12 protein-coding genes and 1 tRNA gene are annotated in these 13,859 nt (G+C 71.2%); 8 read left to right on the top strand and 5 right to left on the bottom strand.

What is annotated here, in order from left to right:
- Window positions 1–8 precede the first annotated feature (8 nt).
- From ABZ795_RS03235 to ABZ795_RS03215, 5 genes are all read left to right on the top strand, one after another.
- Entirely contained in the window at window positions 9–1,793 is a 1,785-nt protein-coding gene (locus ABZ795_RS03235) for an N-acetylglutaminylglutamine amidotransferase (RefSeq protein ID WP_357528433.1), read from the top strand.
- Between the two features lie 2 nt (window positions 1,794–1,795).
- Window positions 1,796–3,670, top strand: coding sequence for an N-acetylglutaminylglutamine synthetase (ngg, locus tag ABZ795_RS03230; protein ID WP_357528431.1), 1,875 nt, complete (start codon window positions 1,796–1,798; stop codon window positions 3,668–3,670).
- The gene (locus tag ABZ795_RS03225) at window positions 3,667–4,860 is read left to right on the top strand and encodes an osmoprotectant NAGGN system M42 family peptidase (protein ID WP_357528429.1); all 1,194 of its coding nucleotides are present in this window, start codon (window positions 3,667–3,669) and stop codon (window positions 4,858–4,860) included. Before ngg ends, ABZ795_RS03225 begins: the two co-directional genes overlap by 4 nt.
- Before the next feature lie 319 nt (window positions 4,861–5,179).
- Entirely contained in the window at window positions 5,180–6,109 is a 930-nt protein-coding gene (locus ABZ795_RS03220) for a ribonuclease Z (RefSeq protein WP_357528427.1), read from the top strand.
- Window positions 6,106–6,618, top strand: coding sequence for a GNAT family N-acetyltransferase (locus tag ABZ795_RS03215; protein ID WP_357528425.1), 513 nt, complete (start codon window positions 6,106–6,108; stop codon window positions 6,616–6,618). Before ABZ795_RS03220 ends, ABZ795_RS03215 begins: the two co-directional genes overlap by 4 nt.
- A gap of 135 nt (window positions 6,619–6,753) precedes the next feature.
- Here the strand turns inward: ABZ795_RS03215 and ABZ795_RS03210 are convergent, their stop codons facing one another.
- Both ABZ795_RS03210 and ABZ795_RS03205 read right to left on the bottom strand, forming a co-directional pair.
- The gene (locus ABZ795_RS03210; protein WP_327022679.1) at window positions 6,754–8,124 is read right to left on the bottom strand and encodes a cystathionine beta-synthase; all 1,371 of its coding nucleotides are present in this window, start codon (window positions 8,122–8,124) and stop codon (window positions 6,754–6,756) included.
- Between the two features lie 86 nt (window positions 8,125–8,210).
- Entirely contained in the window at window positions 8,211–8,567 is a 357-nt protein-coding gene (locus tag ABZ795_RS03205; RefSeq protein WP_013731647.1) for a YkvA family protein, read from the bottom strand.
- A gap of 138 nt (window positions 8,568–8,705) precedes the next feature.
- Between ABZ795_RS03205 and ABZ795_RS03200 the strand changes: the two genes are divergently transcribed.
- From ABZ795_RS03200 to ABZ795_RS03190, 3 genes are read left to right on the top strand one after another with little or no spacing between them, the layout of a single operon-like run.
- The gene (locus ABZ795_RS03200; RefSeq protein WP_357528422.1) at window positions 8,706–9,755 is read left to right on the top strand and encodes an SGNH/GDSL hydrolase family protein; all 1,050 of its coding nucleotides are present in this window, start codon (window positions 8,706–8,708) and stop codon (window positions 9,753–9,755) included.
- A 52-nt stretch (window positions 9,756–9,807) separates the two neighbouring features.
- Complete coding sequence (locus ABZ795_RS03195) at window positions 9,808–10,611, top strand: SGNH/GDSL hydrolase family protein (protein ID WP_327022681.1); 804 nt, start codon at window positions 9,808–9,810, stop codon at window positions 10,609–10,611.
- 50 nt (window positions 10,612–10,661) lie between these two features.
- Window positions 10,662–11,921 carry an acetyl-CoA C-acetyltransferase gene (locus ABZ795_RS03190; protein WP_357528420.1) on the top strand — a complete coding sequence of 420 codons (1,260 nt, stop codon included), beginning with the start codon at window positions 10,662–10,664 and terminating at the stop codon, window positions 11,919–11,921.
- A 135-nt stretch (window positions 11,922–12,056) separates the two neighbouring features.
- Here ABZ795_RS03190 and ABZ795_RS03185 read toward each other — a convergent pair whose 3' ends face one another.
- From ABZ795_RS03185 to ABZ795_RS03175, 3 genes are all read right to left on the bottom strand, one after another.
- Window positions 12,057–12,350, bottom strand: coding sequence for a hypothetical protein (locus tag ABZ795_RS03185; RefSeq protein ID WP_357528999.1), 294 nt, complete (start codon window positions 12,348–12,350; stop codon window positions 12,057–12,059).
- 271 nt (window positions 12,351–12,621) lie between these two features.
- Window positions 12,622–13,509 (bottom strand): Bax inhibitor-1/YccA family protein, encoded by an 888-nt coding sequence (locus ABZ795_RS03180; protein WP_357528418.1) that lies wholly within the window; start codon window positions 13,507–13,509, stop codon window positions 12,622–12,624.
- A gap of 103 nt (window positions 13,510–13,612) precedes the next feature.
- Window positions 13,613–13,693, bottom strand: a tRNA-Leu gene (locus tag ABZ795_RS03175).
- Window positions 13,694–13,859 lie beyond the last annotated feature (166 nt).

The raw sequence follows: 13,859 nt of genomic DNA, 5'->3' as shown, positions 1-13,859 counted from the left end.
GTTTTGACATGTGCGGACTGGCTGGGGAATTCCGAAAGGACGCGACGCGCGCCGATGTCGTCGCGGTGGAGCGGATGGCCGCCACGATGTGCGACCGCGGGCCCGACGGCAGCGGAGTGTGGTCCAACGGCCCGGTCGCGCTCGGTCATCGACGCCTGAAGATCATCGACTTGTCGGCCGCCAGCGGCCAGCCCATCGTGGATTCGGCCACCGGGCTGTCGGCCGTCTTCAACGGCTGCATCTACAACTACCGTGAGCTGCGCGCCGAACTGTCGGCCAAGGGCCACCGGTTCTTCTCGACCGGGGACAGCGAGGTAGTGGTCAAGGCGTACGCCGAGTGGGGGCTCGACTTCGTCGACCACCTGATCGGGATGTTCGCCGTGGCGATCACCGAGCGGGACAGCGGGCGGCTGGTGCTGGCCCGGGACCGGCTCGGCATCAAGCCGCTCTACCTGGCCGAATCGTCCGGGGTGGTGCGGTTCGCCAGCACCCTGCCCGCCCTGCTGGCCGGCGGCGACGTGGACACCACGATCGATTCGGTGGCCCTGGCGCACTATCTCAGCTTCCACAGCATCGTGCCGCCGCCGCGCACCATCCTGCGCGGGGTCCGCAAGCTACCCCCGGCCACCGTCCGGGTGTACGAGCCCGACGGCCGCAGCCACGAGCGGGTCTACTGGAGCCCGCCCTTCCTGCGTCGGGCCGAGCATGCCGACTGGTCCGAGAAGGACTGGCAGGACGCCCTGCTCGAATCCCTGACCAGGGCCGTACGCCGCCGGATGGTGGCCGACGTGCCGGTCGGGGTGCTGCTCTCCGGTGGTCTGGACTCCAGCCTGGTGGTCGCGCTGCTGGCCGGTGAGGGGCAGCGGGGCCTGTCCACCTTCTCCATCGGCTTCGACGCCGTCGGCGGCCGGGAGGGCGACGAGTTCCGCTACTCCGACATCGTCGCCAAGACCTTCGACACCGACCACCACCAGATCCGGGTGGCCGCCCGGGATCTGGTGCCGCCGCTGGAGGCCGCCGTCGCGGCCATGGGCGAACCGATGGTCAGCCACGACTGTGTGGCCTTCTACCTGCTCAGTCAGGAGGTGTCCCGGCACGTCAAGGTGGTGCAGTCCGGCCAGGGCGCCGACGAGATCCTCGGGGGCTACCACTGGTATCCGCCGCTGGCGCGGGTCGACCGCGAGCAGGCCCTCGACACGTACGCCCGGGCCTTCTTCGACCGCGACGCGGCCGGGCTGGCCCGGGTGCTCAACCCCGACTGGCTGGCCGAGGGAGACCCGGCGCGGGAGTTCGTCGCCGCGCACCTGGCCGCCCCCGGCGCGCAGACCGCGGTCGACGCGGGCCTGCGCATCGACACCCAGATCATGCTGACCGACGACCCGGTCAAGCGGGTCGACAACATGACCATGGCGCACGGGCTGGAGGCCCGGGTGCCCTTCCTGGATCACGAGTTCGTGGAACTGGCCGCCGCCTGCCCGCCCGAGCTGAAGCTCGCCCAGGGCGGTAAGGGGGTCCTCAAGGAGATCGGCCGCCGGGTGCTGCCGCACGAGGTGATCGACCGGCCGAAGGGGTACTTCCCGGTGCCGGGGCTTACCCACCTGGAGGGCAAGCTCCTCGACCGGGTACGGGACGCGCTGTCCGCGCCCGAGGCCCGCCGCCGCGACCTGTTCCGCACCGATTACGTCAACGCCCTGCTCGACGCTCCCAACGCCGAACTGACCCCGTTGAACGGAAACAAGCTGTGGCAACTCGGACTCCTGGAAATGTGGCTCCAGAGCCACGGAATCGACTGACCGTGACCGACACACTGGCCACCGGAACGGCTAGGGCCGACCGGGGCCGGGGACGGCGGTACGAGCGGGTCGGGCCGGGTGGCGACCCGGTCGCCGTGGCCGCCGGCAACGACCCCGGCGAAGACGAGGAGGGAACGCGCGGCGACGACGGCGTCGTGCTGGACTGCGGTTGGGGGCGGCTGGTCTTCGGCCAGACCTTCCACGATCAGGCCGCCGTCGCCGACGTACTGCGCTCCGAGGCGGCCGGCGCCCGGGACATCTGCATCTACCTGCGGGATCCCCATGTGCTGGTCTCCCGGCTGCCGGATGAGCTGTTCATCGACCCCTCGCTGACCTACCGGCTGCCGCTGCCCGGCTCCCGACCGGAGGCCACCGGGAAGAGCGGCACCGTCGAGATTCCCACCCTCCCGGAGGGCGCAGCGGAGCTGCCCGGGGTACGCATCCGCCGGCTGCGCGACGCCGCCGACGCGGAGGCGGTCAACCGGATCTACGCGGCCAACGGCATGGTCACCGCACCGGTCGAGATCCTGGTGGACAACGCCGCCACCGACCGCTTCCTGCACCTGGTGGCGGAGGCGACGACCGGCGAGATCGTCGGCACCATCACCGGGGTGGACCATGTCGCGGTCTTCGACGACCCGGACAACGGCGCCAGCCTGTGGTGCCTGACGGTCGACTTCAACCAGGCCCCGCCGGGCACCGGGCAGGCCCTGATCACCGAGTTGGCCGCCCGGCTGGTCGCCCGGGGTCGGGCGTACGTGGACCTGTCCGTGCTGGCCGAGAACGTCGGCGCGATCCGGCTCTACGAGCGGCTCGGCTTCTACCGCACCTCGACCCTCTGTGTGAAGCGCAAGAACCCGATCAACGAGCGGCTGTTCCTGCCGGCCATGCCGGCCGGGTACGACCAGCTCAACCCGTACGCGAAGATCGTCGCCGACGAGGCCATGCGGCGGGGCATCCGGGTGGAGGTGACCGACCCCCAGTGGGGTGAGCTGCGGCTGTCCACCGGTGGCCGGACGATCCTCACCCGGGAGTCACTGTCGGAGTTGACCTCGGCGGTGGCGATGAGCCGCTGCGACGACAAGCGGGTCACCCGACGGATCCTGGCCGAGGCCGGGCTGTCCGTGCCGCGCGGACGCACCGCCAGCGGGGACGCCGCCGACGTCGAGTTCCTGGCCGAGGTGGGCGAGCTGGTCGTCAAGCCGGCCCGGGGCGAGCAGGGCAACGGCATCACCGTGGGGGTCAAGACCCCGGAGGCCCTGGCCGCCGCGATCGAGTTGGCCGCCCGGTACTGCACGGAGGTGCTGCTGGAGGAGTTGTGCGCCGGTGAGGACCTCCGGGTGGTCATGATCGATCACGAGGTGGTCGCCGCCGCCGTACGCCGGCCGGCCTCCGTCACCGGTGACGGGGTGCACGACATCGCCGAGCTGATCGCGCGGCAGAGTCGCCGCCGGGCCGCCGCCACCGGTGGGGAGTCCCGCATCCCGCTGGACGACATCACCCGGGACGTGGTCGCCGAGGCCGGGTACGAGCTGCACGACATCCTGCCCGAGGGGCAGGTGCTGGCCGTACGCCGCACCGCCAACCTGCACACCGGGGGCACCATCCACGACGTCACCGGCGAGCTGCATCCGGTGATCGCCGAGGCGTGCGTGGCCGCCAGCCGGGCTCTGGACATCCCGGTCACCGGCCTGGATCTGCTGACCCCGGCCCCCGATCGACCCGAGCACGTCTTCATCGAGGCCAACGAGCGGCCCGGGTTGGCCAACCACGAACCGCAGCCCACCGCGGAGCGCTTCGTGGATCTCCTCTTTCCCGGGACGCGGGCACCGCAACGGCTGTGGACTCCGGCGGGTGCGGCACCATCGGGGGCATGACCGTACGCAAGACCATCCCGCTCCCCCTAGACCTGGACTACCTGCGCCAGGTGCTGCTCGAACTGCTGGACATCCCCAGCCCTTCCGGGCGTACCGATCACGTGCAGCAGTACGTCGGTGAGCGTCTGCACGCGCTCGGCATCCCGTCGACGCTGACCCGCCGAGGGGCGCTCAGTGCCTGCCTGCCCGGCCCTCGGGAGCACGGGGCGGACCGGGCGATCGTGGTGCACACCGACACCATCGGCGGGATGGTCAAGCGGCTCAAGGAGAACGGCCGGCTGGAACTCAAGCCGATCGGTACGCACAGCGCCCGGTTCGCCGAGGGAGCCCACGTCCGGATCTTCACCGACGACCTGGAACGGGTGATCACCGGTCAGGTGCTCCCCCTGAAGGCCAGCGGCCATCGCTACAACGAGGCCGTCGACGAGCAGGGCATCGGCTGGGATCAGGTCGAGGTACGCGTCGACGAGCCGGTGGAGGACATCGACGGCCTGCGGGCACTCGGCATCGACGCGGGCGACTTCGTGGCCTTCCTGCCCAACCCGACCGTCACCCCCAGCGGGTACGTCAAGTCCCGCCACCTGGACGACAAGGCCGGGGTGGCCGCGGTGCTCACCGCGATCAAGGCGATGGTCGACGCGGGGGTGCAGCCGGCAGTCACCGCGCACCTGCTGATCACGGTGACCGAGGAGATCGGCCACGGTGCCTCGCACGGCCTGGACCCGGACGTCGCCGAGATCGTCTCGGTGGACGCCGCAGTGGTCGCCCCCGGGCAGCAGTCCCGGGAGGACGCCGCCACCCTGGCCATGGGCGACGGGGTGGGCCCCTTCGACTATCACCTGACCCGCAACCTGGCCGCCATCGCCCGGGAGCACGAGGTGGACCTGGTCCGCGACGTCTTCGACTACTACCGCTCGGACGTGGCGGCGGCGGTGGAGGCCGGGGCCCACGCCCGGGTGGCCCTGCTCGGTTTCGGTGTCGACGCCACCCACGGTCACGAACGCACCCACCTGGAGGGGCTGCGGCAACTGGCCCAACTGCTCTGTCTCTACCTCCAGAGCGACCTGGTCTTCCCCGAGTGGGACGCCGAGCCGGAGGGCGACCTGGCGAACTTCCCCTCCCTGTCGGTGCAGCCGGCCAACGAGGACGGCCCCCGCGAGGGCCCGATCGGCATCGCCCCCGGCTCGTGAGGTGGCCCGGCATTCCCGGCCGGCCTGTGATCGAAATCCGTTGCCGCCGACCCCGACCCTGGATAGCGTGGCGGTACACGGGAAAGGAGGTGGTCCAGACTTGTATAGCAATCGGACTCGTGAGGTGGCTGTCCGCTAGCCGCTGTCCTCGACAGTGACCGTCTGATCCCAGGCGGGCAGTAAGAAGTCGTCGAGACCGTGTGGCAGCGGTGCGGCGAAACCACGACAAGCCACCCGGCCCCCGGGGTGCCGACCCAGTCCAGTCGGCCCGCGTCCGCGCGGAAGCCCCGGGGGTCGCTTCATGTCAGCGGAGGCCAGGGTGTCCATGCGTGAGCTGGTGGTGCTCGGTACGGCCAGCCAGGCCCCGACCCGGGCCCGCAACCACAACGGGTACGTGCTGCGCTGGGACGACGAGGTGATCCTCTTCGACCCGGGTGAAGGCAGCCAGCGGCAACTGCTGCACACCACGGTCACCGCCACCGACCTGACCCGGATCTGCATCACCCACTTCCACGGCGACCACTGCCTCGGCCTGCCCGGCACCATCCAGCGGCTCTCCCTGGACCGGGTCTCCCGGCCGGTCGCGGTGCACTTCCCGGCCGAGGGTGCGGAATACTTCGCCCGGCTGCGGCACGCCAGCTCCTTTTACGAGACCGCCGAGCTGGCGGTGACCCCGATCGAGGCGGACGGGCAGCGCATCGCGTTGCGCTGCGGCACCCTGGAGGCCCGCCGACTGCGGCACCCGATCGACACGTACGGCTATCGGTTGGTGGAACCGGACGGCTGCCGGATGCTGCCGGAGCGGCTGGCCGGGTACGGCATCGAGGGGCCGGCCGTCGGCGAGTTGCAGCGCGTCGGTCACCTGGACCTCGACGGGCGGCGCGTCACCCGCGAGGAGGTGAGCGTGCCGCGACCCGGCCAGCGGTTCGCCTTCGTGATGGACACCGGCCTCTGCGACGGGGTGTACGCGCTGGCCGAGCACGCCGACCTGCTGGTGATCGAGGCGACCTTCCTGGAGTCGGAGGCGGCGCTCGCCGCCGAGGTCGGCCACCTGACGGCCGCTCAGGCCGCCCGGGTGGCCACCGAGTCCGGGGTACGCCGTCTCGTGCTCACCCACTTCTCCCAGCGGTACCCCGACCTGCGCCGCTTCGCCGAGGAGGCCCGCGCCCACTTCGACGGCGACCTGGTGATCGCCGAGGATCTGAGCACCGTGCAGGTCCCGCCCCGGCGAGTACCCTCGGCCGGGTGACTGTCACGCTGCGTGCCGCAACCGCTGACGACATAGCGGCGGTGGGACGGCTCCACCAGCGTTCGCGGGTCGCCGCGTACTCGTCGATCCTGCCGCCGGAGGCACTGACCGACCCGACACCGGAGGCGATGGCGGACTACTGGACGCTCCGGTGGAGCTATGAGCGGACCGATCACCGGATGACCGTGGCCGAGCGGAAGGGCACCCTGGTCGGCTTCAGTTACCTCGGGCCGGACGACGAGGGCGACCCGGACACCGGCCTGCTCAACGCCCTCCATCTGGAGCCGGCGGAGCGTGGTCGGGGCATCGGTCGGGCTTTGATGATCGACGCGCTGGCGGCCATGGGGCGGCACGGCTGGCGTCGCGCGGTGCTCTGGGTGCTGCGCGACAACGCCCCCGCCCGCCGCTTCTACGAGCGCGGCGGCTGGCAGCGGACCGGGCTGGAACGCGACGACATGATCGGCAACGTGAGCGTCCGGCAACTGCGCTACACCCGCGCTTTGGGGTAAGGAAGGGCCCCTTATTAACGCCTACGGTAGAGGAAGGGCCCCCTATTAACACTCGATCTGGCGACGTACCGGCCGGGTGTTAACAAGGGGCCCCTGCTATGCATGAGGCGTTAAAAGGGGGCCCTTCCTTCCACCTCAGCGGGCGCCGAGGTGGGCGAGCAGGTCCTGACGGGTGAGGACGCCCTTGGGCTTGCCGTCGATCAACACCAGGGCGGCGTCGGACTTCTCCAGCAGGTTGACGGCCTCGCTGACCGGCTGACCACCGCCGACCATCGGCAGCGGCGGGGCCATGTGCCGCTCGATCGTGTCGTGCAGCTGGGCCTGACCGGTGAACAGAGCGTCGAGCAGGTCCCGCTCGGCGATCGAACCGGCCACCTCGCCGGTCACCACCGGGGGTTCGGCCTTGAGCACCGGCAACTGCGAGACGCCGTACTCCCGCATGTAGTCGACCGCGTCCCGGACCGTCTCGGTCGGGTGGACGTGCACCAGCTCGGGCAGGCCGCCCGGCTTACCGGCCAGCGCCTCGGCCACGGTCGGCTCCGAGCCGGAGTTGTCGAGGAAGCCGTACCGGGCCATCCAGGTGTCGTTGAAGATCTTGGAGAGGTAGCCCCGGCCGCCGTCCGGCAGCAGCACCACGATCACGTCGTCCGGGCCGGCAGAACGAGCCACCTCCAGCGCGGCCACCGCCGCCATTCCGCAGGAGCCGCCGACCAGCAGCCCCTCCTCGCGGGCCAGCCGCCGGGTCATCTCGAAGGACTGCTTGTCCGAGACCTCGATGATCTGGTCGGCCACGCTGCGGTCGTAGGTCTCCGGCCAGAAGTCCTCACCGACCCCCTCGACCAGGTACGGACGGCCGGTGCCCCCGGAGTAGACCGAGCCCTCCGGGTCCGCGCCGATGACCTTCACCGTCCCGCCGGAGGCCTCCTTGAGGTACCGGCCGATGCCGGAGATGGTGCCGCCGGTACCGACGCCGGCCACGAAGTGGGTGATCCGACCCTCGGTCTGCTTCCACAGCTCCGGGCCGGTCACCTCGTAGTGCGAACGGGGGTTGGCCGGGTTGGCGTACTGGTTGGGCTTCCAGGCCCCCGGGATCTCCCGGGCCAGCCGGTCGGAGACGTTGTAGTACGAGCGGGGGTCCTCCGGCGCGACCGCGGTCGGGCAGACCACCACCTCGGCGCCGTACGCCCGCAGCACGTCCTGCTTGTCCTGGCTGACCTTGTCGGGGCAGACGAAGACACACTTGTAGCCCTTGAGCTGGGCCACCAGGGCCAGCCCGACCCCGGTGTTGCCACTGGTCGGCTCGACGATGGTGCCGCCGGGCTTGAGGATGCCCGCCGCCTCGGCGTCCTCCACCATGCGCAGGGCGATCCGGTCCTTCACCGACCCGCCGGGGTTGAGGTACTCCACCTTCGCCAACACGGTGGCCTGGATGCCCTCGGCCACATTGCGCAGCCGTACCAGCGGGGTGTTGCCGATCAGCTCGACGACGTTGTCGTAGTACTGCACCTCGTTGTGCCCTTCTCCTTCGACGCCGGCGCCGCAGGCCTGGCGGGGGTGTCTGCCGTGAAATTCCCGCGCCAAGGGTACGTCGGTCAGGGCACCACGTGACCGGGGACCACGGTGCTGGTGCGCGCCTCCCATTCCAGGAAGCGTTCGGTCTCGGCCAGCACGGCCCCGGCCAGCCAGGTCACCATCACCGCGTCGTCGATCAACCCGAACACCGTCAGGAACAACTCCGGGACCGCGTCGACCGGGGAGACGATGTACGCCGTCGCCGCCGTCATCATCGCCAACCTCAGGCCCCCGTCGTACCGGCCGCGGGCGGTGGCGGCGATCATCCTGGGCAGCGCGCCGATCCGCGCGCCGAGCGACGGTCCACCCCGGGCACCAGCGGTCAGGGCCCGGCCCAGGGCCACGAAGGCGGCACCCCGCTTCAACGTCCTTGCCATCGTCGTGCTCCTCTCCACGTGCAGCGTGACGCCTGGACGCAACACCCTGCCATCAAATACCCAGACGGGTCGGATTCCAGGCACCGGGGTGCGCTCGCGAGCACCGAGAAGGTCGTACCGCCGCGCTAATGTCGCTGTATGGGGGCCGTTGGTTCTGTCGTACCCGAACGTCCGCGTTGGCCGCGCGCCTGGCGGGTGGCCCGGGTGGCCGCGCTCGGCACCGGCGCCACCGCGGCGGCTGCGGCGGCGGCGACCGGCGTACTGCTCGGGCAGGCCCGCCAGGCCCGCCGCATCATTCCGATGGCCGAGGCACCGCCACCCCGCTGTGACGGAGTCTACGGGGCCAAGTTTCCCGGCCCGCCGCTCACCATGGTCGTGCTCGGCGACTCCTCCGCCGCCGGCTACGGCGTGCACCGCCGCCGGGAGACCCCCGGCGCCCTGCTGGCCACCGGCCTGTCCCGGCGACTCCAGCGTCCCGTACGCCTGCACCGCTTCGCGGTGGTGGGTGCCATCTCCGCCAGCCTCAAGTTTCAGGTCGAGGCGGCTCTGGAGTGCGACCCGGATGTCGCCGTCATCCTGATCGGCGGTAACGACGTGACGAACCGTGCCCCCCTCGGACTGGCCGTGCGTCACCTCGTCGAGGGGGTTCGGGCACTGCGCGCGGCCGGTGCCGAGGTGGTCGTCGGCACCTGCCCCGACCTGGGCACGATCCGTCCCATCAAGCCACCCCTGCGCTGGCTGGCCCGCCGGTGGAGCCGCCAGCTCGCCGCCGCCCAGACCGTGGCCGTGGTCTCGGCCGGTGGCTGGACGGTCTCTTTGGGCAACCTGCTGGGGCCCCGCTTCACCGCCGAACCGGGGCGAATGTTCGCCTGGGACCGGTTCCATCCCTCTGCGGAGGGGTACGCCGTGGCCGCCGCCGCCATCCTGCCCACCGTGCTCGCCGCACTCGGTCACGGAGCGGATCGCAGGCCTTCGCCAACCCGCGTCGAAGGCGTACGGTCATTGCCGAGGGCCGCTCACGAAGCGGCGAGGCATCCGGGTACGGAGGTCAGCGGCACGCAGGTTCGTGGCAGTGAGAGCGGTCCCGGTGGCCGCTGGGCGCAACTGCGTCGCCGGGGGCTGTTCGGCATCGGCGCGATGTCATCGCCAGCCGGTGCCGACTCACCCGCAGTGGAGGAACTCAGATGATCGACCGGACGAGGCTCGCATACACCAGGGCTGCCCGGGCTGGGGCAGCGCGATGACCAGCAACGTGCCCGGGGGCCGGGTGGCCGGCTGGCTGGCCCGTACGGCCGCCGCCTCGCTGCTCGCCGGCACCCTGGGCGGCGCGGCGGTGCTCGCCGGTCAGGCCGTGGTGGCCCGCAGCCGCCGCTACGCCCAACCCGAACTGGGTCTCGCACTGCGGGCCACGGTCGGCCGCGTCGACGCCCCGCCGCTGCGGCTGGTGCTGCTCGGTGACTCCTCCGCCCTGGGGGTCGGTGTCGACCGTCTCGGCGACACCATCGGCGGGCAGTTGGCCGAGTTGCTGGCGGAGGGTCCGGCCGGGCGCCAGGTGCGGCTGTCCAGTGTCGGTGTCTCCGGGTCGCGCTCCACCGACCTGGCGACCCAGGTCGCCCGGGCGTTGCTCGGCGCGCAGCCGGACGTGGCGGTCATCCTGATCGGGGCGAACGACGCCACCACCCTGCGCAGGCCCTCGGAGGCCGCCGCCTACCTGGGTGCGGCCGTGCACCGGCTCCGCCAGGCCGGGGTGGAGGTCGTCGTCGGCACCTGCCCGGACCTGGGCGCGGTGCCGGCCATCGCCCCGCCCCTGCGGCAGGTGGTCGGCTGGGTGGGCCGCCAGGTCGGCCGGGCGCAGACCAAGGCGGTCCTCGACGCCGGGGGTGCGGTGGTCGACCTGGCCGCCGAGACCGGGCAGGTGTTCCGCGCCGATGCCGGCACCTTCTGTCACGACGGCTATCACCCCTCCGCCGACGGGTACCGGGTCTGGGCCCACGCCCTGCTGCCGGCGGTGGCTGCCGCAGCGGCCGTCACCCAACGCCGCTGACCCTCGCCGGCGACTTCCACGACAAGTTACTCGCGGGTTAACGTTGGGTCATGCCGATTGAGTCGCCACGCGATGCCGTGATCGTCGCCACCACCCGCTCGCCCATCGGTCGGGCCCACAAGGGGTCCCTCCGTGATGTTCGTCCGGACGACCTCGCCGCCACCATCGTGCAGGCGGCCCTGGACAAGATCCCCCAGCTCGACCGGCAGGAGATCGACGACCTCTACCTGGGTTGTGGCCTGCCCGGCGGCGAGCAGGGCTTCAACATGGCCCGGGTGGTCGCCGTCCTGATGGGCCTCGACCGCCTGCCGGGTGCGACCCTGACCCGGTACTGCGCCTCCTCCCTGCAGACCACCCGGATGGCGATGCACGCGATCCGGGCCGGCGAGGGGGACGTGTTCATCTCCGCCGGTGTCGAGGCCGTCTCCCGGTACGCCCGGGGTAGCTCCGACGGCCTGCCCTCGGAGGCGCAGGCCCTGCTGGGCCGTTGGGAGAACCCCCGCTTCGCCGAGGCCCAGCAGCGTTCCAAGGACCGCTCCGAGGCCGAGGCCCCGGTCTGGACCGACCCCCGCGAAGAGGGCGCCCTCCCGGACGTCTACCTCGCCATGGGGCAGACCGCGGAGAACCTGGCCCAGGTGTACGACATCTCCCGCGCGGACATGGACGCCTTCGGTGTACGCAGCCAGAACCTGGCCGAGAAGGCCATCGCGGACGGTTTCTGGGCCCGCGAGATCACCCCGGTGACCACCCCGGACGGCACGGTGGTCAGCATGGACGACGGGCCGCGTGCCGGGGTGACCCTGGAGGCCGTCTCCGGCCTCAAGCCGGTCTTCCGGCCGGACGGTCGGATCACCGCCGGCAACTGCTGCCCCCTCAACGACGGCGCCGCCGCCGTGGTGATCATGAGCGCGCAGCGGGCGCAGGAGTTGGGCGTCACCCCGCTGGCCCGGATCATCTCCACCGGCGTCACCGCCCTGTCCCCGGAGATCATGGGGCTCGGCCCGGTCGAGGCGAGCCGGCAGGCACTCAAGCGGGCCGGCATGACCATCGACGACGTGGACCTGGTCGAGATCAACGAGGCCTTCGCCGCCCAGGTCATCCCCTCGTACCGGCAGCTCGGGATCCCCGAGGAGAAGCTGAACGTGATGGGCGGGGCGATCGCCGTCGGCCACCCCTTCGGGATGACCGGTGCCCGGATCACCGGCACCCTGCTCAACGCCCTCCAGTGGCACGACAAGACCATCGGCCTGGAGACCATGTGCGTAGGCGGCGGACAAGGCATGGCCATGGTCCTGGAACGCCTCAGCTAAGAGCGCGACCACCTGGTCGGCTTGCTCGACAGGAGCTCGGAGGCTCGCTCACCTGCCAGCGCGCCTGACTGCAGGTCGCCCGCCAGGCCGACGCGCCTGCTTGGCAGGCGGCTGGCCTGCCCGGCGGCAGGTCCCTCAAAGTGCGGCTCGGGTCGCGGCCACCTCGGCCGTGGCCCGGGCCAGCACTTCCTCGGCCGGACCGGCGGCGAGCAGGTCGGCCGCCACCACCCGTAACTGGTCGGCCAGCGCCAGGTCATTGTCGAGCCGGGGCACCACCCGCCGTGGCTGCCCCTCCGTCTCGGCACCCAGGTCGGCGAGGCCCTGAATCAGTCGATGCACCAGCTCAGCCCGGGACACATTGCCGGTCGAGGCGGTAACCGACCACCGTCCCTGCTGCCAGTGCCCCACCTGCCGCACCAACAACTCCACACCCCGCCCCAACTCCACATCCCCCACCCCCAAAACCCTACCCACCCCCTCCCTCCTCCCCTCCCCTCCCACCCCCGCCCAGACCCCGTTGATCATGAGGTTGACGGCACCGTGGAGATCAACGAGTGCCGCCAACCTCATGATCAACGGGGCCAAGCGTGGGGCCAAGCGGGAGGGGGTGGGAGGGGGTGGGAGGGGGTGGGGGTGGGATGACGACGGCGCCCGGTCCCTGGGTGGGGAGCGGGCGCCGGTCGGTCGTTAGGCGGTGAGGTCAGTCGTCGCCCTGGAAGTAGCTCAGCAGGCGCAGCATCTCGATGTAGAGCCAGATCAGGCTGACCAGGATGCCGAAGGCGGCCACCCAGGAGTAGCGCTGCGGCAGGCCCATCCGGACGCCGTCCTCGACCTCCTTGAAACTGAGCACGAAGCTCAGCGAGGCGACCACGATGCAGACAAGGCTGAACCCGATGGCCAGCGCGCCACCGTCACGAAGGCCGGTGTTGACGCCGAACAGGGACAGCACCAGGTTGATCAGCATGACCGCGAACAGGCCGGCCATCACCGCGATCAGACCCTTGGTGAACTTCGGCGTGGCCCGGATGACCCGTGCCTTGTAGAGCATGGTCATCACGAAGAAGACACCGAAGGTCGCGACGACCGCCTGGATGACGATGCCGGGGTAACGCGCCTCGAAGAACTTGCTGATCGCGCCGACGAGGACACCCTCGACGACGGCGTACGCGACGATCAGCGCCGGGTTCGCCATCTTGGAGAACGAGATGATCAGGCCGAGCACCAGACCGACGATGGCCGCGCCGATCCAGGCGACACCGAGCAGCGCGTCCGGCACCAGGGCCCAGGCCGCTGCGGCGGAGACGCCGACGATGGCCAGGAGCATGACCGTCTTGACCACCACGTCGTCGATCGACATGGGGGTGACCGCCTGCGGCGCCGCCGGGAAGCCGGGTGCCCCGGGGTAACCGGCCTGCGGGGGGTAACCGGGCTGGGGCGGGTAGCCGGGCTGCTGGGGGTAGCCAGCCTGCGGCGGGTACTGCTGGGGGTATCCGGGCTGCCCGTACGGCCCGGTCGGGGCGTACCCGGCGGCACGCTCCCGCTCGGCCGCCTGGCCGAGCCGAGCGAGTACCGGGTTCGAAGTCTTCACTGTCTGGCCTCCCTAAGGGGGTCGTGGCACGTCAACGCGCCCTATAAGAGTAAACGGCCGAAACAGCCGGGTGGACGTCGGAAGGCTGAGGGAACGCTGAGAGTGCCCGGGGCGGGGGTCGAACCCGCACGCCTTTCGGCAGCCGCTTTTAAGGCGGCCGTGTCTGCCGTTCCACCACCCGGGCGGGTGACCCCGACGCGCCGGTACGCGCGGTGCAGTGCCACGGTAGCGGTTTCCCGGCCGGTACGACGTCCCGTGTGCCGGCCGCTCCGGCCCGAACTCGGAACGACGCACGTCAACGCGCTGCCCCCGGCCGCAACGAGGCAGCACAGGGGGGCAGGCGTTAAGAG

It is taken from the genome of Micromonospora sp. NPDC047134 (assembly GCF_040643455.1).
GTDB lineage: Bacteria > Actinomycetota > Actinomycetes > Mycobacteriales > Micromonosporaceae > Micromonospora.
This window is presented reverse-complemented; position numbering and strand designations above follow the sequence as displayed.